Below are 22,187 nucleotides of genomic sequence, written 5' to 3'. Positions count from 1 at the left end.
GCCGATTGGAGGAGATGACTCCAGACCCGGAAACCGATTCCACTCTTTGCGTTTGCTCGACTACTCTATGTATGCGACACTGAGTTCGAGAACGAACGGAGAGCGGTGATGAGCGGTGAGAGCATCCGCGTGCTCGGCGAATGCCGCCGGCGCGGCGAGCGACTGCGCGCCCAGGGCTTCGGCGTCGATCAGATCGCCGCGGTGCTGGCGCTCGACCACCAGGTCAGCCCGCTGCGGCTCTATCGCTACGTCCACGGTCACACGGCCGCCGAGGTCACCTCCGCGCACAACGTGCTCGACCCGGCCGGTACGGCGACCCTGCGGGTCGGCCGTCTGTACGACTACGAGGGATGGCCGCGGACGGGCCGCAGACCGCCCGCGCGAAGCCTGGCCATCTTCGCGCGCATCTACCAGACCGCCGCCCGCAACCTGCTCACCGACGAGGTCTATGCCACCTACCGCCCCGGCGACCGAGAACTGATCGACCGCGCCGTCCATGGACGATGCGATTCCACCCCCTACACGACGGGTATGCACCAGAGGCCGGTTCCGCCGCCCGCTCTTTCGTCCTCCGACGGCGGGGTCGAGCTACTCCGTGCCGTCAGGGCCGAGGAGGCCGACTTGAAACGCCGGGAGTTGCTGTTCGAGGCGGCCATGGTCTTCGGTGGAGTGCCCGCCGTGCCGCTGCTGCGCCACCTCTCACCGCACGAACAGGAGCGGCTGTCGAATGTCGCGCGATCGGGCGGGCGCGTCGATGGATCGGCGATGACCGCGATCGAGAAGGTGATCGCCCGATGCCGCAGCCTGGACGACGCGGTCGGCCCCAAGTCGGTGCTCCCGGTCGCGACCGCCCAGCGCGGGGTCGTGGCCGACCTGCTCGACCGAGGGTCGCTGATGCCCGCGACCCGCGACCGGCTCACCCGCTGCTACGCGGAGCTGTGCCAGCTCACCGGCTGGTTGCACGCGGACCTGCTGGAGTTCGCCGAGGGGCAGCGCCACTTCCAGGACGGCATCTCCGCCGCCCACGCGATCGGCGATCCCACACTTCTCGCCTATCTGCATACCTGCGCCAGCAATGCCTACCGTAACGAGGCGAAGATCGGCCAAGCCCTCGATCACGCCTTCGCGGCGACGACATGGGGCCGTCGCAGTCCAAGCCACGCCGTGCGGTCGGTGTGCGCGATGGACATGGCCCGCGCGTTCGCCATGAACGGCGACACCCCGTCCAGCGAGCAGATGTTCGCCTCCGCGCGCCAGCTCGCCGCCGCACCTCGCGCGCAGGCGAATCCGTCCTATCTCTACTGGTGGTCGCCGGGCGCCGTGGACCGCAGCGCCGCCGACTGCCTGCTCACCTGGGGAAAGCTGGACGACGTGATCGCGTCGGTTCAGCGGACCCTCGCCTCCCGGGGGCTGCGCAACCTCGACCGCGCCTACGCCCACCTCGTGCACGCCGACGCGCTGATCGCCAGGCGTGACATCCGCGAGGCCAGCCTCAAGATTCGCGAAGCCGTCACGATCGCCACGACCCACAGTTCAAACCGGCTGGTGCGCCGCATTCAGCAGAGCCGGGCGCGGTTGCGGCCATGGGCGGACAACCGGCATGTCCGCGACCTCGACGAGGAGTTGCGGGGGCTCACCACCTCCAGCGAAGAACGCGCCCCGATTGACCAAGGAAGATCCGTGTAAATACATTCACCCTCGTGGAACCGGTCGAAACCCCCTGCGTCTGCACGACCCTGCGCATGACCACCCGCTCAGTCGTCCGCCTCTACGACCGCGCCCTCAGCGCGGCCGGGCTCCGTGCCACCGGCTACTCGATCCTCTCCCGGGTCGACGCCGAGGGCCCCCTCACCATCACCGACCTCGCCGCCCGCCTGGCCTTGGACCGCACCACCTGCTCACGCGAAGTCGAGGCCCTGGTCCGCACCGGCCTCCTCACCACCGAGACCGGCAGCGACCGCCGCCGCCGCATGGTGCGCCTCTCCCCCCAGGGCGCCACCCGCCTCGCCGACGGCCACGCCCACTGGGAGGCCGCCCAACAACGGATCAACTCGGCATTCGGCATCGAGAACACCGACGACCTCCTCAGCCGCCTCCGCTCCCTCCTCCGCGAGTCAACGCAAGCCGGTCTGGTCCCACCGCCCAGAGCCGATCGAAAACCTCGCGGTTGATCCTTGGTCAATCCCCCGCTCGGCTCCCTTCGTGGACGCCGGACGATCCCGTGATCACCCCATCACGGGACACGTGGTGACTGAGGGCTGGCGGCGCGAATCTCGGTCTCGTGACCTTGTCGTCCAGCAGCCCGCACAGCTGGGTGGTCTCGGGCAAGGCGGGGCCAAGGACGCGAGCTCGCCCTCGCGGTCAGGAGGCCTTGTAGGCCTTCGGCAGCCGCATGCCGCGCTCGGCCATGATCTCGCGGACCCAGTTCGGGTAGTCCGTGATGATGCCGTCGATGCCCATGTCGATCAGGGCCTCGATCGTGGCGGGGTCATCGCAGGTCCACGGGATGACCTTGAGACCGCGCGCGTGCGCAGCCGCCACCATCGTCGTGTCGACGTAGAAGCGGAAGCCCGGGTCGCCGATCTTCCCGTTCTGCGGGAAGCCGTACACGGGGGACAGGGCCGTGACGCCCGGGATGGAGGCGGCGGCCCGCACGAAGTCCCCCCCGAAATCGTCGGCGTCGATCCCGCCGAGCCACGGGGACGCGCCGGGTCTGCCCACCTGTAGGAAGTCGTAGTTGGTCAGCGCGACCAGCGGCCAGGCGGGCGCCAGGCGGTGCATCTCCATGAGCGCGCCCCAGTCGAAGGACTGGATGGTGACCTGCTTCTCGATCCCCGACGCCTGGATCTCCTCGAATACCCGGCGGACGAACAACTCACGCGGCGCGGTCTCGTGCGGCGCGCCCGCCTCCACCTTGGTCTCGATGTTCAGGCTGACCTGGCGGGCGCGGTTGCGCCGGACAAGGTCCAGTACGTCCTTGAGCTCGGCCATTCGCAAACCCGAGATCACCTCCTGCTCCGGGAACCCGGGCAGCCGCTGAAAGCCGCAGTCCATGGTCTTGATCTGGGCCAGGGTCAGGTCCTTGATGAACTTACCGACGTACGGATACGTCGGGTCCCCGGGCGTAACGGGTGCGGTGTCACGACATTTCGTTGAACTGACCCGCCGGTCGTGGGTCACCACGACCTTCTCGTCCTTGGTGACCTGGGTGTCCAGCTCCAGGGTGCTCACCCCAAGACGCAGGGCTTTGGCGAAACCCGCCAACGACTCCTCTGTCGTCATGCCGATGCCACCGCGGTGGGCTTGGAGGTCGAAATGGGTCTTCTGCGGCAGTAGACCGGGATCACGGGTCGCCGAAGCGTGCGCGGTGGCCGGCACCGCGAGCGCGGGCACGATCACCAGGCTCACCAGGACATGGCGAAGTTTCACTGAAGGCTCCACTCATTCGGGCTCTACAGTCCGGCGACGCTAGATCACCCGGCGGCCCTTGTCCGGGACGATGGTGTGAGCAGCCCATGAACGTTCACGGAACCCTTCCAGCGAGAAGCCGGTGCGCCCAGCGCAGGCTCTACGCGGTGGTCACTGAGCGCGTCCCGAATGAATTTCTGGATCGGGTGAGCGTGGCCGCCTCCAGAAGATCCGAAGATGCGACGATAGGCTTTCTGATCAGCGGGTATCCCCGTCAGCCACCGCCCAGGGACCGCTCTGACGGGCGAAAGCCGGGTCGGAGGAATCGGCCGCGCCACGGCGAGAGAATTTCTCCGGGGCCGTGTCGATCCGCGAACCGCTCGTTCGACGTGTGGGTGCGAGGGCCGAGAGGCGGCCCCGCCGGACGAGGAGAGCGCGATGTCGAAGTACCTGCTGATCATGCGATGCACCGACGAGTCGAAGGCGGCCATGATGGCCGACATCGACGAGATGATGGCCAGGACCCACCAGATCATCGAGGAGATGGTCAAGGCCGGCGTTCTCCTTTCGACGGAAGGGCTCGACGATCCGGGGCAGGGCGTCGTGGTCGATTTCAGCGGCGAGGCCCCGGTGGTCACCGACGGTCCGTACGGCGAGACCAAGGAACTGTTCGGGGGCTTCTTCCTGCTCGACGTCGCCTCGAAACAGGAGGCGGTCGAGTGGGCCAAGCGGGTCCCGTCGGCCCCCGGGTCCAAGATCGAAATCCGGCGGGTGCGCGGGAGTGACGAGGTCCCGCAGGTCAACGAGTGATCATCAAGGAATGGGCTGGGCGCGAGAGCAACGGCAGGATCTGATGGGCAGGACCGATGTCGAGGCCGATGTCGAGGCCGTCTGGCGGATCGAGTCGGCGCGGATCGTCGCCGCGCTGACCCGGTTCACCGGGGATTTCGGGCTGGCCGAGGACGCTGCCCAGGAGGCGGTGGCCGAGGCGCTGGTGTCGTGGTCGCTCGCCTCTCCGATGAATCCGGCCGGCTGGCTGATGGCCACGGCCCGGCGGCGGGCGATCGACGCGATCCGCCGCCGGACCACCCTGCGGGACCGATACGCCCTGCTGGCGTCCGACTTGGCAGCCGGCTCTCCAGCGGTCGACTCGGCGTTCGACGAAGAAATCGATCCCGACAAGATCGATGACGACGTGCTGGCGCTGATGTTCGTCAGCTGCCATCCGGTACTCTCCCCCGAGGCCCGGGTGGCACTGACGCTGCGCGTGGTCGGCGGCCTGTCCAGCGAGGAGATCGCCCGCGCGTTCCTCGTGCCCGTGCCGACCGTGCAGGCCCGCATCACTCGGGGCAAGAAGACGATCGCGGCGGCCGGGGTGCCGTTCGAACCGCCGTCCGCCGCCGAGCGCCGGGAGCGGCTGGGCGGTGTGCTCAGCGTCATCTACGTGATCTTCACCGAGGGGTCGACGGCCACGTTGGGCGACCGGCTGCTGCGCCCCGACCTCGCCTACGAGGCGATCCGGCTGGCCCGTACGCTGGCCGCGCTGCTGCCGGACGAGCCGGAGGTGCACGGACTGCTGGCGTTGTGCGAGCTTACGGCCGCGCGTTTCCCGGCCCGGACCGGTCCCGACGGTTCGCCGGTCCTGCTGGAGGAGCAGGACCGGCGGCGGTGGGACTTCTCGGCGATCCGTCGTGGGCTGGCCGCGCTGGCCAAGGCATCGACGCGCGGTCTCGGCCCCTACGGTCTGCAGGCCGCGATCGCGGCCACCCATGCGTCGGCACCCTCGGTCGAGGCGACCGATTGGGATCGGATCGTGGTCCTTTACGAGGCACTCGGCCGGGTTGCGCCCTCGCCGGTGGTCGAGCTCAACCGGGCTGTCGCCGTTGCCATGGCGTCGGGCCCGGCGCAAGCCCTGGCCATCGTGGACGAGCTGATCGCCTTGGACCGGCTCCCCGGTTCGCATCTGATCCCGACCGTACGCGGTGAACTGCTGGCCCGGCTCGGACGGCGATCAGAAGCGCGCACCGAACTGGAACTGGCGGCCCGGCTGTGCGCCAACCAGCGCGAACGCTCAGTGCTGTTGTGCAAGGCGGCCATGCTGAGCTGACCTCCCCAGCTCGGACGGCAGGCCGATGCCGAGCACGACGATCATCGCCCGCCCGGAACGATCGCGAGTCGCCATGGTCGTGGGTGATCGGCCGGGTTGGGATGCTCCATCCACTCGGTGATGCCTAGAACTCGGTGATGCCCTAAAGCTGGGTGAGCGGGACGCCGCCCGCCGGGGCGAACGGCGGGCACGGCGCGGCACGACCCTCCGGGGTCGCGGCACGGGCCGGATCGAGGGCGTTGAGGACGAAGTGGAGGGCGCGCGGGTCGTAGGTGATGGCGACGTGGTCGGTGAGGTCGAGCGGGCAACCGTCCTGAAGCAGGATGTTGCGCACGGTCGCGCCGGGGCCGGCCGTCAGGAACGACCCCTGGTACGGCGTGGCGACCACGTCGTACCGGGTGGCCAGGGCGGTGTAGTGAACGCCCGGCACGGTGTCGCCCTCGCGGTTCAGCTCGTTCATGAAGGACGAGCCCGCCGCCTGCTGCTCGACGGCCTCGCCGAGCAGCGCCCCGGCCGCCGGGGCGACGCCCAGAGCCGAGGTGATCGTCATGACACCGCTGATCGAGGTGCCATGGTGGGTCGCGGCGAGGGAGACCAGGCGGGCCACCTTGTTGCGCGACGGGTCGTCGAGGTCTGCGCCGCCCTCGCGGCGGAGATACCAGCGCGGCATCATGCCGCCCTGGGAGTGGCCGACGATCGAGACCTGTCGCGCGCCGGTGACGTCGCGGACGTGATCGACGAACCGCGCCAGCTCACGCGCGGAGGCCCGGATGTCACCGGTCCCCTTCACCGGATCGCCGCGCCCCGCGCCGTAGTTCAGCGTGAACACGCAGTGCCCGGCGCGGGCGATCTCGGGCGCCATGTAACGCCACGCCTGGTAGGAGTTGCCGAAGGTGCCGTGCACGAGGACCACCGGCTCCGGGTGAGCGGACGACGGACGGCACGCCCAGTCGTTGGCCCCCGGTGGAGCCTCCTCCGGAAACAGCAGCCCGTGCGCGGTCGCGGTGGGCAACGTGGCGAGCGGATCGGGCGCGTCGGCGGGCGCCGCCACGGCGGGCACGGAGGCCGCCACAACCCCGGTGAGACAGACACCGAGCAACACGGCCAATCCGCGCGGGAGCAGCGGCATGAGACCTCCACGAACACTAAGAGTGTTCATATGCTAACGCTACGCATGCACGGTAGACGACCATTTCGCACGGCGCGCTGCCATCCGCCGAACCGCGTGACCTGATGTGACCTGCCGGAGGCGTCGTCCTGCGCATCCCCGCCGGGGACGAAGGCGGTCGGGGTAAGGCGTGCGGATCGCGGATTCGGCGGGACGGCAGCGCGAGGCCTAGACGGGCAGCGCTCCGCAGGCGACACCTCGGGCTGGTGGCGTGGCGGCCCTTGGAGACCTGGACGGCTGACAGCGAGGGCCGCCGTGGCGGCAGGTCTGGGCGGGCGTAGCAGGGTAGGTGGGCGCGTAGATGGCAGGACAGTGGTCTAGCGCCCCTCGGGGAGGATCCAGGCGGCCGGGCCGGGGCCCAGGTCTCGGACGGCAGGCGGCTACGACGGAGCGATGCGTACGGCTCGCGGTGTCGGCCCAGGACGCCGGCGCGGGGACCGACAGAGCGGCGCTCCTGGTCGCGGGTGAGACGGTCGGTCTTAGAGGCGGCGAGGACGCGTGAGACGGCTTCGCGGTGACGTGGCGACTCCTGCGGAGTGTCCAGGTGACCTGCTGGGACGCGAGCCCGGCCCAAGAAGAACGACCGAGCGCAGCGAGGACACCGCCGGAGGCGGGGTAATGCCATGGTGGGTCAGTGGGGGGCGGTCAGGGCCTTGGTGACGTGTTGGGTGGTGCGGTCTACGACGGTGTAGCCCGGTCGGGGGCCCCAGTAGTCCACCGATACCAGGACGTTCGTCACGCAGAACACCGACAGCGAGCGATGGAACCCCGCCCCATGGTCAGGGGCGACGCGCGTGTACGCGTACGTGCGGTGCCCGGCCGTGCGGCCCGCGCGGAGGCGGGTCTTGGGGTGGCGTTGCTTCTCGTCCTTCGCCAGGGTCACCATGCCGTCGAAGTTGGCCTGGCAGCCCTTGACCGTCGGCGTGCGGTACGTGGTGAGCATGATGGTCGCTCTGATCGGGCTCACCCACTGGCAGCGCGTGGACGCCAGGAACGTGCGCTTCGCCGTCCCGCCGAGCAGGGCGCGGGCCTGGGCGTTGGTCAGCAACGGGCAGGTCTTGGGCTGGGTGCGGAACAGGCGTGCGGCGACGGGTGCCGAGGAGGCGGCCACCACGGGTGTGGCGGTCGCGGTCGGGCTGGCGAGCCGGTCGCCGGGCAGGGCCCGCGTGTTCACCCAGATCAGCAGGGCGGCGACCACCCCCAGCGCCGCGGCGGCGGTCCCGCCCAGCAGGACGGCCCGGCGGCGCCTGGCCACGCGCGCCCGGCCGCGTTCACGCCTGGCCACGGATGCCCGGCCTGCACGCCCTGGCACCGACTCGGGGGCGTCGCCCCGGGCGGCGGACCGCAGCCACAGCGCGGCCTGTTCGGCGGTGCAGCGCCGCTCCGGGTCCTTCTCCAGCAGGGCGGCCAGCACGGGCGCGAGCGGCCCGGCCCGCCGGGCGGGCGCGGGCTCGCGCATCAGCACGGCGGCCATCAGCGCGTGCGCGTTGTCGCCGGAGAACGCCTGGGCGCCCTCCACCACCGTGTAGAGGGTGGCTCCGAGCGACCACAGGTCGGCGGCCGGGCCGTCGGGGTCGCCGCGCAGCCGTTCGGGGGCGACGTAGCCGGGCGAGCCGTTGAGCAGGCCCGTCTGGGTGAGGGCCACGTCCCCGGCGACGGTGGCGATGCCGAAGTCGGTGAGCTGGACCCGGCCGTCCTCGGTGATCAGCACGTTGGCGGGCTTGACGTCGCGGTGCAGCACGCCCACCGAGTGCGCGGCCATCAGCGCGTCGAGTATGTGCTGCCCCACCCACGCGGCGCGAGGCGGAGGAAGCGGCCCATCCTGGCGCAGGATCTGGTCCAGCGAGCGGCCGTTGATCAGCTCCATCACGATCCAGGGCCGCCCGCCGTCCATGATGACGTCGAGAACGGTGACGATCGACGGGTGGGAGCGCAGCCGCGCCGCGGCCCGGGCCTCGCGCAGGGTGCGCTCGATCAGCTCCGCGCGGGCGGCCTGGTCGAGGCCGGACGGTAGGCGCACCTCCTTGACGGCGACCTCCTGCCGCAGCAGCTCGTCCACGGCCCGCCAGACGGTGCCCATGCCGCCCTGCCCGAGCTGTGCCACCAGGCGGTAACGGCCTGCGACGAGGTTCATGTCGGGCCCTGGCCGGTGGTCGCGCCGTGGCGGCCACCAGCGGGGTCAGCGCATAATCGCGTCCTCACGGGCATCAGCCTGCCACACGGGTCCCGGCCGGACCCGAAGATCGGCCGGACCCGAAGATCGGCATGACGCGAAGGTCGGCATGACGCGGCGCCCCGGGAGATCAGTGCACGCGGAGGATCGCGAGTGTGCCGGGTGGCAGGGTGATCTGACCGGAATCGTGGGTGATGTCCTCGTCCGAGGCGAGCAGCACCTTGGTGTGTGGGAGGGGCAGTTCGGCTGGATCCGTCCCGAGGTTGGCGGCCACCCGCAGGTCGGAGCGGTTGACCACGAGCCAGCGGGCCTCCTCGTCGTAGTCCACCGTCACCGCGTCCAGACGAGGGTCGGTCAGCTCGGGCAGCGCCTTGCGCAGCGCGATCAGGTCGCGGTACCAGTTGAGCAGCGAGCGGTGGGTGTCGTGCTCCAGCTCGCTCCAGTCCAGCTTGGAGCGCAGGAACGTGGTCTTGTCCTGCGGGTCGGGGGCCTTGGCCGCCCAGTCGTCGTAGCCGTGGTCCACGAACTCCTGGCGGCGGCGGTCGGCCTCCCCTTCGGCCAGTTCGCGTTCGACGTGGTCGGTGAAGAACAGGAACGGCGTGCGCGCGCCCCACTCCTCGCCCATGAACAGCATCGGCGTGAACGGCGAGGTGAGCAGCAGCCCGGCGCCGACCCGCAGCAGTTCGGCGGGGATCCGGTCGCCTTCGGCGCGGTTGCCGATCTGGTCGTGGTTCTGCAGCGCGCACACGAACCGGTAGCCGGGAATGTGGCGGGCGGGCCGTCCGTGGTGGCGGCCCCTGAACGTGGAGTAGGTGCCGTCGTGCAGGTAGGCGGAGGTGAGCGTCTTGGCTAGGACGGCCATCGAGCCGAAGTCGCCGTAGTAGCCGTGCCGTTCGCCGGTCAGGGCGGCGTGCAGGGCGTGGTGGACGTCGTCGTCCCAGACCGCGTCGAGGCCGTAGCCGCCCGCCTCGCGCGGGGTGACCAGGCGCGGGTCGTTGAGGTCGGACTCGGCGATCAGGGTGAGCGGACGGCCCAGCGACACCGCGAGCAGATCGACCTCGGCCGCGAGTTCCTCAAGCAGGTGGACGGCCCGCTTGTCGTGCAGCGCGTGCACGGCGTCGAGCCGCAGGCCGTCGATGTGGAAGTCGCGCAGCCACTGCAGCGCGTTGCCGATGAAATAGCGGCGTACCTCGTCGGACCCGGGTCCGTCCAGGTTGACGGCCTGCCCCCAGAAGCTGCCCAGCGATTCGTGGAAGTACGGCCCGAAGGGGTGCAGGAAGTTCCCCGAGGGCCCGAGGTGGTTGTAGACGACGTCGAGGATCACGCCGAGCCCGGCGTGGTGGCAGGCGTCCACGAAGATCTTCAGCCCGTCGGGACCGCCGTAGTTCTCCGTGACGGCCCACAGGTCCACGCCGTCATAGCCCCAGTTGTGGTGACCCGGGACCGGCGCCACCGGCAGTAACTCGACGAAGTCGACCCCGAGGTCCACCAAATGGTCGAGGTGGTCGGCGGCCTCGGCGAAGGTGCCGGCGGCGGTGAAGGTGCCGATGTGCAGCTCGTAGATGACCGATCCGCGCAGGTCGCGGCCCCGCCAGTCGTGGTCGCTCCAGGTGAACCGGTCGTGGTCGTAGACGCGGCTGGGGCCGAAGACGCCTTCGGGCTGCCTGCGGGACATCGGGTCGGGGTAGGGGCCCGCGCCGTCCACGTGCAGGGAGTAGTCGGTACCGTGGTCGGCGCCGTTGACGATGGCCGACCACCACCCCCGATCGCCTCTGCGCCGCAGCGGATGGCGGTTTCCACCGGTCTCGACCTCCACGGTGCCGGCCCGAGGTGCCCATACGTCAAAGGTCCAGCCCTCAAAGCTCATCGGCGTCATCCCTCTCCAGGACTGCGATCGGGTACCGGGACAGCAGGTGCGCCAGCGGGATTCGCCCGGTGTGCGCCCCACCGGTCAAAAGGTCCGTCCAGTGCCCGGGCGGCAGGTCGAGCCAGGTGTTCCCCCAGCCGCCGCGCCGGGCCAGGCCCACGGGCAGTCGGGTGGCCACGGCGACGGCGCGCCCGCCCCGGGCGAAGGCGACGACGTGTTCCCCGGCGGGCCCTCCGGCACCGACCGGCGCGTACGGCAGGCGCCCCGGCGCGCCCAGCCTCCGTCGCAGCCGCAAAGCCGTCCTGGTCAGCAGGAGCTTGGCGGCGTCCCATTCGCCGGCCGGTTCCGGCGGATAGCGGACCGGCCTGCGGTTGTCCGGGTCCACCAGCGAGAAATCGGTGATCTCGTTGCCCTGGTAGACGTCCGGCACTCCGGGCATCATCAACTGGACGATCTTCTGGCCGAGCGAGTTGGCCATCGCGTACGGCTCGATCCGCCGGGCGAAGGCGGCGACCGACTCTCCGCACTCGGCGACGGCGCGGGCGGCGAACTCGTCGAGCCCGCGCTCGTAGGCGGGATCGGGTCGCACCCATGAGATGGCGGTCTTGGCCTCGCGGGCGGCCTTGTGCAGGTAGGCGGCGAGGCGGTCGGCTCCGATCGGCCAGGCGCCCAGCAGGTTCTGCCACCCGAGGTAGTCCAGCGCGGGGTCGAAGGAGACCTGTGCGGCCCAGCCGTCCACGGCCCGGGCCCACTCGTCGGGGATCTCCGACAGCACGGCGAGACGGGCCCGCACGTCTTCTGACCGTTTGGTGTCGTGCGTGGACAGCGTGGTCATCGTGCGCGGCGGGAGGGTGGCGCAGTACTCGTGGAACTCGGCGAGGGGGTAGGAGAAGTCGTCGGGTTCGCCGCCGACCTCGTTGAGACACGCCAGGGGGTACCAGCGGTAGAGGGCGGTGTCCTCGACGCCCTTGGCCATGACGGGGCCGCAGGTCTGCTGGAAGCGGACCACGGCCTCGGGCGTGCCGTACAGGACCTGCTTGACCACCTCGGCGACCGCCGCTTCGTCGCCGAGCCGCCGCGCGGCGGTCCGCCCGGCCTCCTCGACCAGGCGGGCGGCCTCGGGCGGCACCGGCTCCCCGGGCACGATGTAGGCGCGGTAGACCGGCATCGCGGCCAGCAGTTCGACCACTGCGGCGCGCAGGCGGGGGCCGCCCACGGCGGCGGTCAGCCGATCGACCTCGGCGCCGAAGAACAGGTCGAGCACATCGCGTTTGCCCTGGTAGACGACCGCTTCATAGTCGGCGGTGCCGCCGGTACGGCGGACGAACCCGGCCACCAGCGGCCCGCCCCCTGCGGGGTCGGTGAACAGGCCGGTGATCCGGTTGAGGGCGTCGTAGCCGGTGGTGCCGTCGCAGGCCCAGTCGGACGGCAGGCGCTCCTCGCCGATGAGGATCTTCTCGGCGATCGTCCACACCCCTCCGGAGCGCTCGCGCAGCATTTCCAGATAGCCGCGCGGGTCGGCGAGGCCGTCGGGATGGTCTACCCGCAGGCCGTCCACCAGGCCCTCGGCGATGAGGGAGAGCACCACCCGGTGGGTGGCCTCGAACACGGCGGGGTCCTCCACGCGCAGCCCGATCAGCGAGGAGACGTCGAAGAACCGGCGGTAGCCGGGGCCTTCCCGGTAGGAGGCGAGCCGGTAGTGGTCGGCGGGCAGCGGGAACTCGTGGTCGTGGTAGCGCAGCACCCCGGCCCCTTCCCGCAGCGCCCCGGCGTCGTCGCCGAGCACCGGCAGAACGACCTTTCCGTCTTCACCCCAGTCGATGTCGAACCAGGAGGAGTACGGCGAGGCGGACCCCTCCCGCAGCACCGACCACAACGGGGCGTTGCCGGACTCGGGTACCGGGACGGTCATGTGGTTGGGCACGATGTCGACGACGATGCCCAGGCCGTGGACGGCCAGCTCGCGCGACATCGCGCGAAAGCCGTCGGGCCCGCCGAACTCGGCGCGGATCCGGGAGTGGTCGGTGACGTCGTAGCCGTGCAGCGACCCGGGCACCGACTGCAGGATCGGCGACAGGTAGACGTGGGTGACCCCGAGGTCGGCCAGGTAGGGAGCCAGCGCGGCCACGGCGGCGAAGCCGTGCGAGGGGGTGAGCTGCACCCGGTAGGTCGAGACGACCGGCGTGGGCACGCGGGAGAGCGAACCGGACACGCCAGGGGCCGGAGCGGACGCGCCGGGGGGCGGGCTAGACACGCCGGAGCACCCGCACGGAACGGCCGGCCACGGCCACGTCCTCCCCGGCGCGGCAAGCCCGGGTGTCGAGAGTGATCGGCATCGCCGTGTCGATCTCGGTCAGCCACATCTCGCCGTAGTCCTTCGGGATCGTGAACCGGATTACATCATGGTGGGCGTTGAACATCAGCAGGAAGGAGTCGTCGGAGATCCGGCGGCCCCTGCGGTCCGGCTCGGTGATGGCGTCGCCGTTCAGGAAGACCGCCAGCGAACGGGCGTAGCCGACGTTCCAGTCGGCGTCGGTCATCTTCTCCCCCGCCGGGGTGAGCCAGGCGATGTCGCTCAGGCCCTCCTCCTCCGCGCCGCGCACGGGCCTGCCGTAGAAGAAGCGCCTGCGGCGGAACACCGGGTGCTCGCGGCGGAGCCTGGCCAGGCTCTTGGTGAACTCCAGCAGCAGCCAGTTCTCCCGGACGTCGGACCAGTCGACCCAGGAGATCTCGTTGTCCTGGCAGTAGGCGTTGTTGTTGCCCCGCTGGGTGCGGCCCAGCTCGTCGCCGTGGGAGAGCATGGGCACCCCCTGCGACAGGAACAGCGTGGTCAGGAAGTTGCGCTTCTGCTGTTCGCGCAGCGACTCGATGGACAGCGGGGCGGGGCCCTCCACCCCGCAGTTCCACGAGCGGTTGTCGTCGGTGCCGTCGCGGTTGCCCTCGCCGTTGGCCTCGTTGTGCTTGTGGTTGTAGGAGACCAGGTCGCGGAGGGTGAACCCGTCGTGGCAGGTGACGAAGTTGATGGACGCGGCGGGGCGGCGGGTGTCGAGCTGGTAGAGGTCGCTGGAGCCGGTGAGCCGGGAGGCGAACTCGGGCAGCGCGGCGGGCTGGCCGCGCCACAGGTCGCGGATGGTGTCGCGGTATCTGCCGTTCCACTCGGTCCAGCGGGGCGGGAAGTTGCCCACCTGGTAGCCGCCGGGGCCGACGTCCCAGGGTTCGGCGATCAGCTTGACCTGGGACAGCACCGGGTCCTGCTGCACCAGGTCGAAGAACGCCGACAGGCGGTCCACCTCGTGCAGTTCGCGGGCCAGGGTGGCGGCGAGGTCGAAGCGGAAGCCGTCCACGTGCATCTCGATGACCCAGTAGCGCAGCGAGTCCATGATGAGCTGGAGCACGTGGGGGGAGCGCATCAGCATGCTGTTGCCGGTGCCGGTGGTGTCGAGGTAGTAGCGCGGGTCGTCTTCCACCAGCCGGTAGTAGCCCAGGTTGTCGATGCCGCGCATGCTCAGCGTGGGGCCGAGGTGGCTGCCCTCGGCGGTGTGGTTGTAGACGACGTCGAGGATGACCTCGATGCCCGCCTCGTGCAGCGCCTTGACCATGGCCTTGAACTCCAGCACCTGCCCGCCGCGCTGGCCGGTGGAGGAGTAGGCGTTGTGCGGGGCGAAGAAGCCGATGGTGTTGTAGCCCCAGTAGTTGGTCAGGTCGCGGTCCACCAGCGCCTGGTCGGTGACGAACTGGTGCACCGGCATCAGCTCGATCGCGGTGACGCCGAGTCCGGTCAGATGGTCGACGATCTCCGGGTGGCCGAGCGCGGCGTAGGTGCCCCGGATCCGCTCGGGGATCTTGGGATGTTCGACGGTGAGCCCGCGCACGTGCGCCTCGTAGATCACCGTGTCGTGGTACGGCGTGGCCGGCGGCCGGTCGTGGCCCCAGCCGAAGAAGGGGTTGATCACCACCGAGCGCGGCACGTAGGGGGCCGAGTCGGCGTCGTTGCGGCTGTCGGGCGATCCGAACCGGTAGCCGTAGACGGCCTCGTTCCACCTCACCTGGCCTTCGATGGCCTTGGCGTAGGGGTCGAGCAGGAGTTTGGCCGGGTTGCAGCGGCGTCCGGTACGCGGGTCGTAGGGCCCGTGCACGCGGTAGCCGTAGCGCTGGCCGGGGCCGATCCCCGGCAGGTATCCGTGGTAGACGAATCCCTCGACCTCGGTGAGAGGGACCCGCGTCTCCTTCCCCTCGTCGTCGAACAGGCACAGTTCGACCTTCTCCGCGACCTCGGAGTACAGCGCGAAGTTGGTGCCCGCCCCGTCATATGTGGCACCGAGCGGATATGGGTCGCCCGGCCAGATCTCCGTCATCGCACCGCCCTTCAGCGGTGTGGGGTTATGCCCATTTAGTAGTAGGCCCATGCGTCCGGGACCGGGGTGACCCCTACCCCCTCCGGCCGCCTTTCATGACCGCCTGATCCACTCGGCCGCATCCCCCGCACCCCCGGCACGAGGGCGGCGCCGCGCCGGGTTTCGCGGCGACGGCGGGCGCCTTGGCCTCACCGGTTCCCGCGCAGGCCGGGCAGCACGCGAACGTGGTGAAACGGGGGTCTCGGTAAGCCCGCCGGAAGATCCCGGGTCTGAGCGGCTCCCCGCCAGCTCGCCGCCCGGCTGCGCGAACTGCGCAAGGAGGCCGGCCTCAGCATCGAAGAGGTGGCGCAGAAGCTGCTCTGCTCGCCCGCGAAGATCAGCCGGATCGAGACCGCCCAGCGCGGCGCCAGCCTGCGCGACGTCCGCGATCTGGCCGCCATCTACGTCGTCGGCGACCCCGATCAGGTCCAGCTCCTGATGACGATGGCCCAGGAGGCCAAGCAGCCCGGCTGGTGGCAGCGCTACGACGACCCCGACGTGCGCAGCTTCATCGGGCTTGAGGAGGTCGCCACCTCCATCACCGTCTACGAGACGTGCCTGGTGCCCGGCCTCTTCCAGACCGAGGAGTACGCGCGGGCGGTGATCAGGGGGCTGCTCCCCCGCATCAGCTCCGACGTCCTGCAGGAACGCGTCGACACCCGCCTGAAGCGGCAGGAACTACTGTTCCGCGACTCGCCGCCGCGCTACTGGACGGTCCTCGACGAGTCGGTGCTGCACCGGCACATCGGCGACCCGGGGATCATGCGGGCCCAGCTCGACCGCATCGTGGAGCTCGCCGAGCTGCCGCACGTGGTGGTCCAGGTCGTGCCGTTCACGGTCGGCGCGCACATGGGCCTGGACAACGCGTTCACCTTTCTTCAGCTTTCCGACCCGGCGGTTCCCGACACCATTTTCATCGAAGGTCTGATGGGCCTCATATACCTGGAGAAGCCCAGCGAGATCGAAATATACCGGGAGGCGCTCGAAAGCCTTCGCGCGGCGGGCCTCGACCCGGCGAGATCGGTGGCCCGAATAGCGGAGATAAGCAGGTCGTTCGCCTGAGCGCGGCGGCCTCGTTGAATCCGGCGACGAAAAGGAGACTCGATGGCGGAATTCGGCGACGATCGGCGTTCCGACCTGCGGTGGAGGATTTCCTCCCACTGCAACGGCGGTAACTGCGTGGAAGTCGCGGCACTACCCGGCGGCGGCGTCGCACTCCGCGACGGCAAGGACGCCGCGGGCCCGGTCCTCGAATTCACCCCGGCCGAATGGCGGTCCTGGGTAAGCCGGGTGAAGAGCGGAGAACTCGACCGCCACCCGTAACCAAAAGAACGGCCCTCGCCGGCGAGCGGCCACGACCCACCGGGCTCGCGAGACATCGGTCGTCCCAGGAAAATCATTTGTTCACTGAGAAGATCGTTTTGTTGCCGATACGTTAAAATCCAGACAGCGTCCGCACCTTGACAGGTTTCTGCCTTCCCTGGAGGAGATGCGAATGAAGGCCTGGCGATCGGCGCCGCTCTGGACCAATACCACCGTATGGACCAGAGCGTGCAACAACGGGGGGTGCGTCGAGGTGGCGAGCCACGGCGACGTCGTGGCCGTGCGCGACAGCGAGAACGGTGACGGTCCGGTGCTCACCGTCACCCGCGCCGACTGGGAGAACTTCCTGGCGGCGGCGAAGGCCGGCCTGTTCGACAGGATCTGAGGCGTAGCACGGTTCAAACGGGGTTCGAGGGGCGCCAGGGAACGGATCTGACACGTTCGCCATGCGGGTCGAAGAGCGGCTCGCGTGCCACCGTGCCGTCCACCCACGTACCCGAGACCTCCACCGAGATCTTCGTGCCCGGTTCGGCGTGCTCGACGGGCAGGTAGGCGTAGGCGATCGACGACCGGACGGTGTAGCCGAATCCCCCCGAGGTGACCCGTCCGGCCACCGAATCACCCACTGAGTCGCCCACACGGACCGGCTCGTTGCCCAGCGCCACGGCGCCGGGAACACCGAGCACCAGGCACCGCAGCCTGCGGGCGGGACCCCGCTCGCGGGCCGCGGCCAGGGCGTCCCTGCCGCAGAAGCCGCCGGGTTTGTCGAGCTTGACGCAGAAGCCGAGCCCCGCCTCGTAGGGGTCGGTCTCGGGGCCGACGTCGGCGCCCCACACCCGGTATCCCTTCTCCAGGCGCATGCTGTCGATGGCGCGGTAGCCGCCGGCGACCACGTCGTGCTCGCGGCCCGCCTCCCACAGGGTGCGCCAGAGCGCGGCGCCGTACTCGGTGGAGCAGTACAGCTCCCAGCCGTGCTCGCCGACGAACGTCACGCGCAGCGCCATGACCGGCACGTCGCCGACGGTCAGCTCGCGCATCGACATGAAAGGGAAGCCGAGGTCGTCGGCGGTGAGCCTGGACAGCACCGCCCGCGCCGACGGCCCCCACAGCGCGAAGCAGGCGAACTGCCCGGTGACGTCGGCGATCCGCACGGACGCGCCCCGCACGGCCGCCTGCCTGCGCAGGAACGCCAGGTCGTGGCCGCCGAACGCGGTGCCGGTGACGATCAGGAAGTCGTCCTCGGCGCGGCGGGTCACGGTGAAGTCGCACTCGATGCCGCCGCGCGTGTTCAGCGCCTGGGTGTAGGTGACCGCGCCGACCTCGCGCGCCACGTCGTTGTCGCACGCCCAGGACAGGAACTCGGCCGCCTGCGGCCCGGTGACCTCGATCTTGGCGAAGGAGGTCTCGTCGAACAGGCCGGCCGAGCGGCGGGTGGCCAGGTGCTCGGCGGGGACGGCGGTGGACCAGTTGCGCCCGGCCCAGCCGTCCGGGCGCAGGCCGGCCAGCTCGGGGAGGTCGGGTCGGGCGTTGCTCTCGTAGTGATCGACCCGTTCCCAGCCCGCCTTCTCCCCGAACGAGGCGCCGTGGGCGGCGTGCCAGGGGTAGACCGGGGAGGTGCGCAGCGGACGGCCCGCCGTACGGGCCTGGCCGGGGTACCGGATGTCGTAGTAGGTCTCGTAGTTCTCGGCGGTCCGCGCCAGCGTGTAGGACGGCGAGCGGTAGTGCCTTCCGAACCGGCGGATGTCCATGTGCCACAGGTCGTACGGCGGTTCGCCGGTGGTGATCCACTCCGCCATCACCAGGCCGATCCCGCCCGCCCCGGCGATGCCGTGCGCGCAGAACCCGGCCGCCACGAAGAAGCCGCCGACCTCTGTCTCGCCCAGGCAGAACTCGTTGTCGGGGGTGAACGCCTCCGGCCCGTTGATCAGCTTGCGCACCCCCAGGTCGCCCAGGGCGGGCACCCGGATCCGGGCGTTGTCGGCGATCTCCGCGAACCTGTCCCAGTCGGGGGCGAGCAGGCGGCCGTTGAAGTCGGCGGGGATGGCGTCGTAGGCGCGGGGGCCGGCCGTCCAGGCGGCTGAGGTGCGCTCATAGCCGCCCATGACCAGCCCGTCCACCTCCTGCCGGTAGTAGACCAGCAGGTCGGGGTCGCGCAGCGTGGGCAGCGGGGTGTCGCGGCGCGGCAGGAACGCGTCGGTCACCACGTACTGGTGGGACATCGGGACGATCGGCACCCGTACCCCCACCATCCGCCCGATCTCTGCGGCGAACATGCCACCGCAGTTGACCACGATCTCGCAGTCGATGTCGCCCCGGTCGGTGCGCACGCGGCGGACCCGGCCGTCCGCGACCTCGACGCCCAGCACACGGGTGCGGGTGTGGATCTCCGCCCCGCCCGCGCGGGCGGCGGCGGCCAGCGAGTCGCACAGCCGAGCCGGGTCCACCTGGCCGTCGCTCGGCAGGTACGCCCCTCCGACCACTCCTTCGGTGTCGATGAGCGGGAACAGCTCCGCCGCCTCGGCCGGGGAGATCTCCGAGAGCGGCAGGCCGGAGGCCCGCGCCCAGCCGATCTGGCGGCGGATCTCCGCCATCCGCTCCTGGCTGGACGCCAGGCGGATGCCGCCGCACTCCACCCACCCCGGCGGGTGGTCGCCGCGCTCCAGCCTGCGGTACAGCTCGACGGAGTAGCGGTTCATCCGGGTCAGCGCGGGATCGGCGCGGAGCTGCCCGACCAGGCCCGCGGAGTGGAAGGTGGAGCCGCTGGTCAGTTCGTCGCGATCGAGCAGGACCACGTCGCGTTCGCCCAGTTCGGTGAGGTGGTAGACGATGGAGGCACCGCCCACTCCCCCGCCGATGACGACGATTCTCGCCGAGCCGGGCAGCGCCCTCACCGTGGCCACGGGCATTCCTCCGATCATCGGGGTCCGCCTCGACGCTATGCGACCGCCGCCGGGAAAATCCAGATCATCGGACGCTGATCAAGGTGCGCAGCCGGTCGGTGTCGGCCTGGGTCCAGCCGTCGGGGGGCGCGACGGTGGCCCAGCCGTTCACGACGTTCGGGCCGTACCGGTGGCCGTGGCCGTCGGGGACGTTGAGCGCGATGGTGAGGTCCACCACGACCTGCCAGAACGTGACCACCGGGTACCAGCGCATGGCCGGGGCGACGTCGGGGCCGCGCGGTTCGTCCAGCCAGGCGGGCTTGCGCCACAGCAGGGACGGGTTCCACCACACGACGGGGTCGGAGGCGTTCTGCAGGTAGACCAGCCCGGGACGGTGGGAAGTGAGCAGGTCGGCCGGGGTCTGCCCGAACAGGACCTGCCTGCCGCCCCGGTAGACCGGCCGCCACTCGGGGCTGCCGGGGTCGCGGTGCGCGACGATGTCGCGCCAGATCGGGTTCGCGTTGGGCGGGCCGACCAGCAGCGCGCCGTCGGTCCTGGCCAGCAGCGTCTGCAGGTCGGCGCCGAACCCCTCCTCGATGAAGTAGGCGCCCAGGCTCTCGCCGAAGACCAGCAGCTTGGGACGGCCCGCCGCGGGCAGCGTGGCCATCTTCGCCTCCACGGCCCGCACCAGCGCCTCCCCCGCCCTGGCCGCCTTGCCCCGGTCCACCACGAACGACAGCCAGCTCGGCAGGTAGGAGTACTGCATGGCGACCATCGCGGTGTCGCCCGCGTACATGTACTCCAGCGAGTCGGCCCCCGCCGGGTCCACCCACCCGCTGCCGGTCGTGCCCATCACGGCCAGCACCTCGCGGTCGAAGGCGCCGGTGCGCTCCAGCTCGCGCACGGCCAGCGCGGCCTCCTGCTCAAGGGTGTCGGCCGACTGCAGGCCGACGTAGACCCGGATCGGGTCCTTGGCCGGACGCCCGGCGAACGCGCTGATCCCCGCCTTGGAGGGAGTGGTGCCGATGAGGTCGCGCCCGGTGCGCCCGAGCGACTTCCACGACACCAGGGAGCCGGGGCCGCCGGACAGCAGGCCGGAGGACGGCGGGTGGATTCCCGGTGAGGTCGAGACGTTGGCCAGCGAGGAGGTGTTGTTCATCACCTCGACGAAGTTGGCGAACAGCACGTCGTTGGCGAAGACCAGGACCAGGAACACGGCCACCCCGAGCCCGACGATCTTGGCGACCACCACCGGGACGAACCGGCCGAGCAGCCCGATCAGCTTGCGGGTGCCCAGGCGCATGGCACGGGACAGCGTGAGCAGTGCCGCGAAGGTGACGGCGGCCACCACCGCGATCAATGGAGTGAACCAGGCGATATCCGGGCTCATGCCCACGGATATCCGGATCTCGCGCTGCCAGTCGGCGCTGAACCACAGCACCGACAGCGAGACCACCGTGCCCAGTGCGGCCAGCAACCGCCAGGCGACATCACGGGCCCTGGGGCTCGGCGTCAGCCCGAAACCGCGCCGCAGCACGGCCGAAATGATACTGCCCAGGCCGTATCCGGCGGCTGCGGCGATGCCCGCGACGACCCCCTGCAACGTCCACGGGCGAGGCAGCAGCGACGGCGAGAGCGACGCGCACAGGAAGGCCACGGCCACGACCGTGCCGCCGATGCCCAGCTCGCGCCGGACCACACGCCCGGCACGGCCATCCTGTCGTCCGTCCTCGCCGGAACGCTCCCCCGTGCGTTCAGCCAACACCGTTCCCCCGCTGGAACAAGAAACTTTCTTACCAGCGGGACACACTAACTCCTCGCGAACCCGCGTGTTGACTCTACGTCCGCAGCGCCTTGGCCACGGTGGCGAGCGGCGGGCGCTCGGCCACGCTCACGTCGCTGATCCGGGGCCGCCCCGTCTCGTACTGCAGCATGTACGGATTCAGCGGCGTGGAGGACACGACCCGGCCCTGGCGCTCCAGCCTGGACCACGCGGTCAGCATGATCTGCCCGGCCATCCGGCCGAGCGCCGACGTGGACTGGTGGGCGTGCATCCGGCTGCCGAGGTCCACCTGGGCCATGGATTCCAGGCCGATCCTCTCCAACAGGTCCACGAGCAGGCCCAGTTCCACCCCGTAGCCGCTGACGAAGGGAACTCCTTCCAGCACCTCGCGACGGCCCGCGTACTCGCCGCCGAGCGGCTGGGCGAAGCCGGAGAGGTCCGGCCAGTAAAGGTTCAGCAAGGGACGGGCCACGAGTTCGGTCACCCGCCCGCCCTCGCCAGGGTGGACGACGCCGTCCTCGGTCACGTGCGGGCGCTCGTAGAACGCCTTGACGAAGCAGGTGCGGTCGTCGGTGAGCAGCGGCCCGAGCAGCCCGGAGACGAAGTGCGCCCCGAAGTTGCGCAGGTCGGCGTCGACGAAGACGACGAAGTCGCCGTCGGTGGCCGCCAGGCCCTTCCACAGGGCGTCGCCCTTGCCGGGGAGGGCGGGCAGGTGCGAGAGCACGGCGTCCTGGTGGACCACCCGCGCGCCCGCGTCGGCGGCGATCCGCGCGGTGTCGTCGGCGGAGCGGGAGTCCACCACCAGGATCTCGTCCACCAGCGGGACCAGGCCCTTCCTGATGGCGGTGACGATCTGCCCGACCGTCTTCGCCTCATCCCTGGCGGGCAGGATGACGCTCACCCTGCGTGACCCCTTGGCCGCGGCGAGCGTGTCGAGCGGCCAGTCGGCGGCCTTGGTGGTACGCCGCCGGGCCCAGCGACGCACCCGGGCGAACGCGTCCATCGCGCAGCCCTCCAGGTCTATCCGGGGGTACACAGACAGCTCGTGGTCCATCGTCTTCCCCGATCGGGTGGAAATACCTGAA

15 protein-coding genes and 2 pseudogenes are annotated in these 22,187 nt (G+C 70.5%); 8 read left to right on the top strand and 9 right to left on the bottom strand.

The annotated features are described in order from the left end of the window. Window positions 1-108: 108 nt before the first annotated feature. Window positions 109-1,686, top strand: coding sequence for a hypothetical protein (locus tag P3X83_RS07795; RefSeq protein WP_277304193.1), 1,578 nt, complete (start codon window positions 109-111; stop codon window positions 1,684-1,686). Window positions 1,687-1,700: 14 nt separating this feature from the next. Further along, window positions 1,701-2,171, top strand: coding sequence for a MarR family winged helix-turn-helix transcriptional regulator (locus P3X83_RS07790; protein ID WP_277304192.1), 471 nt, complete (start codon window positions 1,701-1,703; stop codon window positions 2,169-2,171). A gap of 190 nt (window positions 2,172-2,361) precedes the next feature. Here the strand turns inward: P3X83_RS07790 and P3X83_RS07785 are convergent, their stop codons facing one another. After that, entirely contained in the window at window positions 2,362-3,429 is a 1,068-nt protein-coding gene (locus P3X83_RS07785) for a glycerophosphodiester phosphodiesterase family protein (RefSeq protein WP_277304191.1), read from the bottom strand. 417 nt (window positions 3,430-3,846) lie between these two features. On the opposite strand from P3X83_RS07785, the pseudogene P3X83_RS07780 reads away from it, so the two are divergent. Next, a pseudogene (locus P3X83_RS07780) lies at window positions 3,847-4,262 on the top strand (YciI family protein). Continuing rightward, window positions 4,262-5,515 carry a DUF6596 domain-containing protein gene (locus P3X83_RS07775; protein WP_277304189.1) on the top strand — a complete coding sequence of 418 codons (1,254 nt, stop codon included), beginning with the start codon at window positions 4,262-4,264 and terminating at the stop codon, window positions 5,513-5,515. Before P3X83_RS07780 ends, P3X83_RS07775 begins: the two are co-directional and overlap by 1 nt. Window positions 5,516-5,657: 142 nt before the next feature. On the opposite strand, the gene P3X83_RS07770 is transcribed toward P3X83_RS07775, so the two are convergent. The 5 genes from P3X83_RS07770 to glgX all read right to left on the bottom strand — a co-directional run bounded on the left by P3X83_RS07770 (window position 5,658) and on the right by glgX (window position 15,078). Then, window positions 5,658-6,644: an alpha/beta fold hydrolase gene (locus P3X83_RS07770; RefSeq protein WP_277304188.1), complete on the bottom strand. Its 987-nt coding sequence runs from the start codon at window positions 6,642-6,644 to the stop codon at window positions 5,658-5,660. A 670-nt stretch (window positions 6,645-7,314) separates the two neighbouring features. Then, window positions 7,315-8,817: a serine/threonine-protein kinase gene (locus tag P3X83_RS07765; protein ID WP_277304187.1), complete on the bottom strand. Its 1,503-nt coding sequence runs from the start codon at window positions 8,815-8,817 to the stop codon at window positions 7,315-7,317. A 169-nt stretch (window positions 8,818-8,986) separates the two neighbouring features. Beyond that, window positions 8,987-10,723, bottom strand: coding sequence for a malto-oligosyltrehalose trehalohydrolase (treZ, locus tag P3X83_RS07760; protein ID WP_277304186.1), 1,737 nt, complete (start codon window positions 10,721-10,723; stop codon window positions 8,987-8,989). Beyond that, the gene (treY, locus tag P3X83_RS07755) at window positions 10,713-12,977 is read right to left on the bottom strand and encodes a malto-oligosyltrehalose synthase (protein ID WP_277304185.1); all 2,265 of its coding nucleotides are present in this window, start codon (window positions 12,975-12,977) and stop codon (window positions 10,713-10,715) included. Before treY ends, treZ begins: the two co-directional genes overlap by 11 nt. Then, entirely contained in the window at window positions 12,970-15,078 is a 2,109-nt protein-coding gene (glgX, locus tag P3X83_RS07750; RefSeq protein ID WP_277304184.1) for a glycogen debranching protein GlgX, read from the bottom strand. The genes treY and glgX overlap by 8 nt, the downstream gene beginning before the upstream one ends. 297 nt (window positions 15,079-15,375) lie before the next feature. Between glgX and P3X83_RS07745 the strand changes: the two are divergent. From P3X83_RS07745 to P3X83_RS07730, 4 genes and pseudogenes are all read left to right on the top strand, one after another. Continuing rightward, window positions 15,376-15,537 (top strand): annotated as a pseudogene (locus tag P3X83_RS07745) (helix-turn-helix transcriptional regulator); the annotation flags it as partial. Between the two features lie 18 nt (window positions 15,538-15,555). Beyond that, window positions 15,556-16,179, top strand: coding sequence for a DUF5753 domain-containing protein (locus tag P3X83_RS07740; RefSeq protein ID WP_346742695.1), 624 nt, complete (start codon window positions 15,556-15,558; stop codon window positions 16,177-16,179). Between the two features lie 42 nt (window positions 16,180-16,221). Next, complete coding sequence (locus tag P3X83_RS07735; RefSeq protein WP_277304183.1) at window positions 16,222-16,440, top strand: DUF397 domain-containing protein; 219 nt, start codon at window positions 16,222-16,224, stop codon at window positions 16,438-16,440. 172 nt (window positions 16,441-16,612) lie between these two features. Continuing rightward, the gene (locus tag P3X83_RS07730) at window positions 16,613-16,825 is read left to right on the top strand and encodes a DUF397 domain-containing protein (RefSeq protein ID WP_277304182.1); all 213 of its coding nucleotides are present in this window, start codon (window positions 16,613-16,615) and stop codon (window positions 16,823-16,825) included. Between the two features lie 13 nt (window positions 16,826-16,838). On the opposite strand, the gene P3X83_RS07725 is transcribed toward P3X83_RS07730, so the two are convergent. The 3 genes from P3X83_RS07725 to P3X83_RS07715 all read right to left on the bottom strand — a co-directional run bounded on the left by P3X83_RS07725 (window position 16,839) and on the right by P3X83_RS07715 (window position 22,105). Continuing rightward, window positions 16,839-19,340, bottom strand: a complete 2,502-nt coding sequence (locus tag P3X83_RS07725) for an FAD-dependent oxidoreductase (RefSeq protein ID WP_277304181.1) — start codon at window positions 19,338-19,340, stop codon at window positions 16,839-16,841. Window positions 19,341-19,404: 64 nt separating this feature from the next. Then, window positions 19,405-21,081 (bottom strand): alpha/beta-hydrolase family protein, encoded by a 1,677-nt coding sequence (locus P3X83_RS07720; RefSeq protein ID WP_277304180.1) that lies wholly within the window; start codon window positions 21,079-21,081, stop codon window positions 19,405-19,407. A 76-nt stretch (window positions 21,082-21,157) separates the two neighbouring features. After that, window positions 21,158-22,105 (bottom strand): glucosyl-3-phosphoglycerate synthase, encoded by a 948-nt coding sequence (locus tag P3X83_RS07715; RefSeq protein ID WP_277304471.1) that lies wholly within the window; start codon window positions 22,103-22,105, stop codon window positions 21,158-21,160. Window positions 22,106-22,187: the final 82 nt, after the last annotated feature.

This window comes from Spongiactinospora sp. TRM90649 (genome assembly GCF_029382225.1).
Classification (GTDB): domain Bacteria; phylum Actinomycetota; class Actinomycetes; order Streptosporangiales; family Streptosporangiaceae; genus Spongiactinospora.
This window is presented reverse-complemented; position numbering and strand designations above follow the sequence as displayed.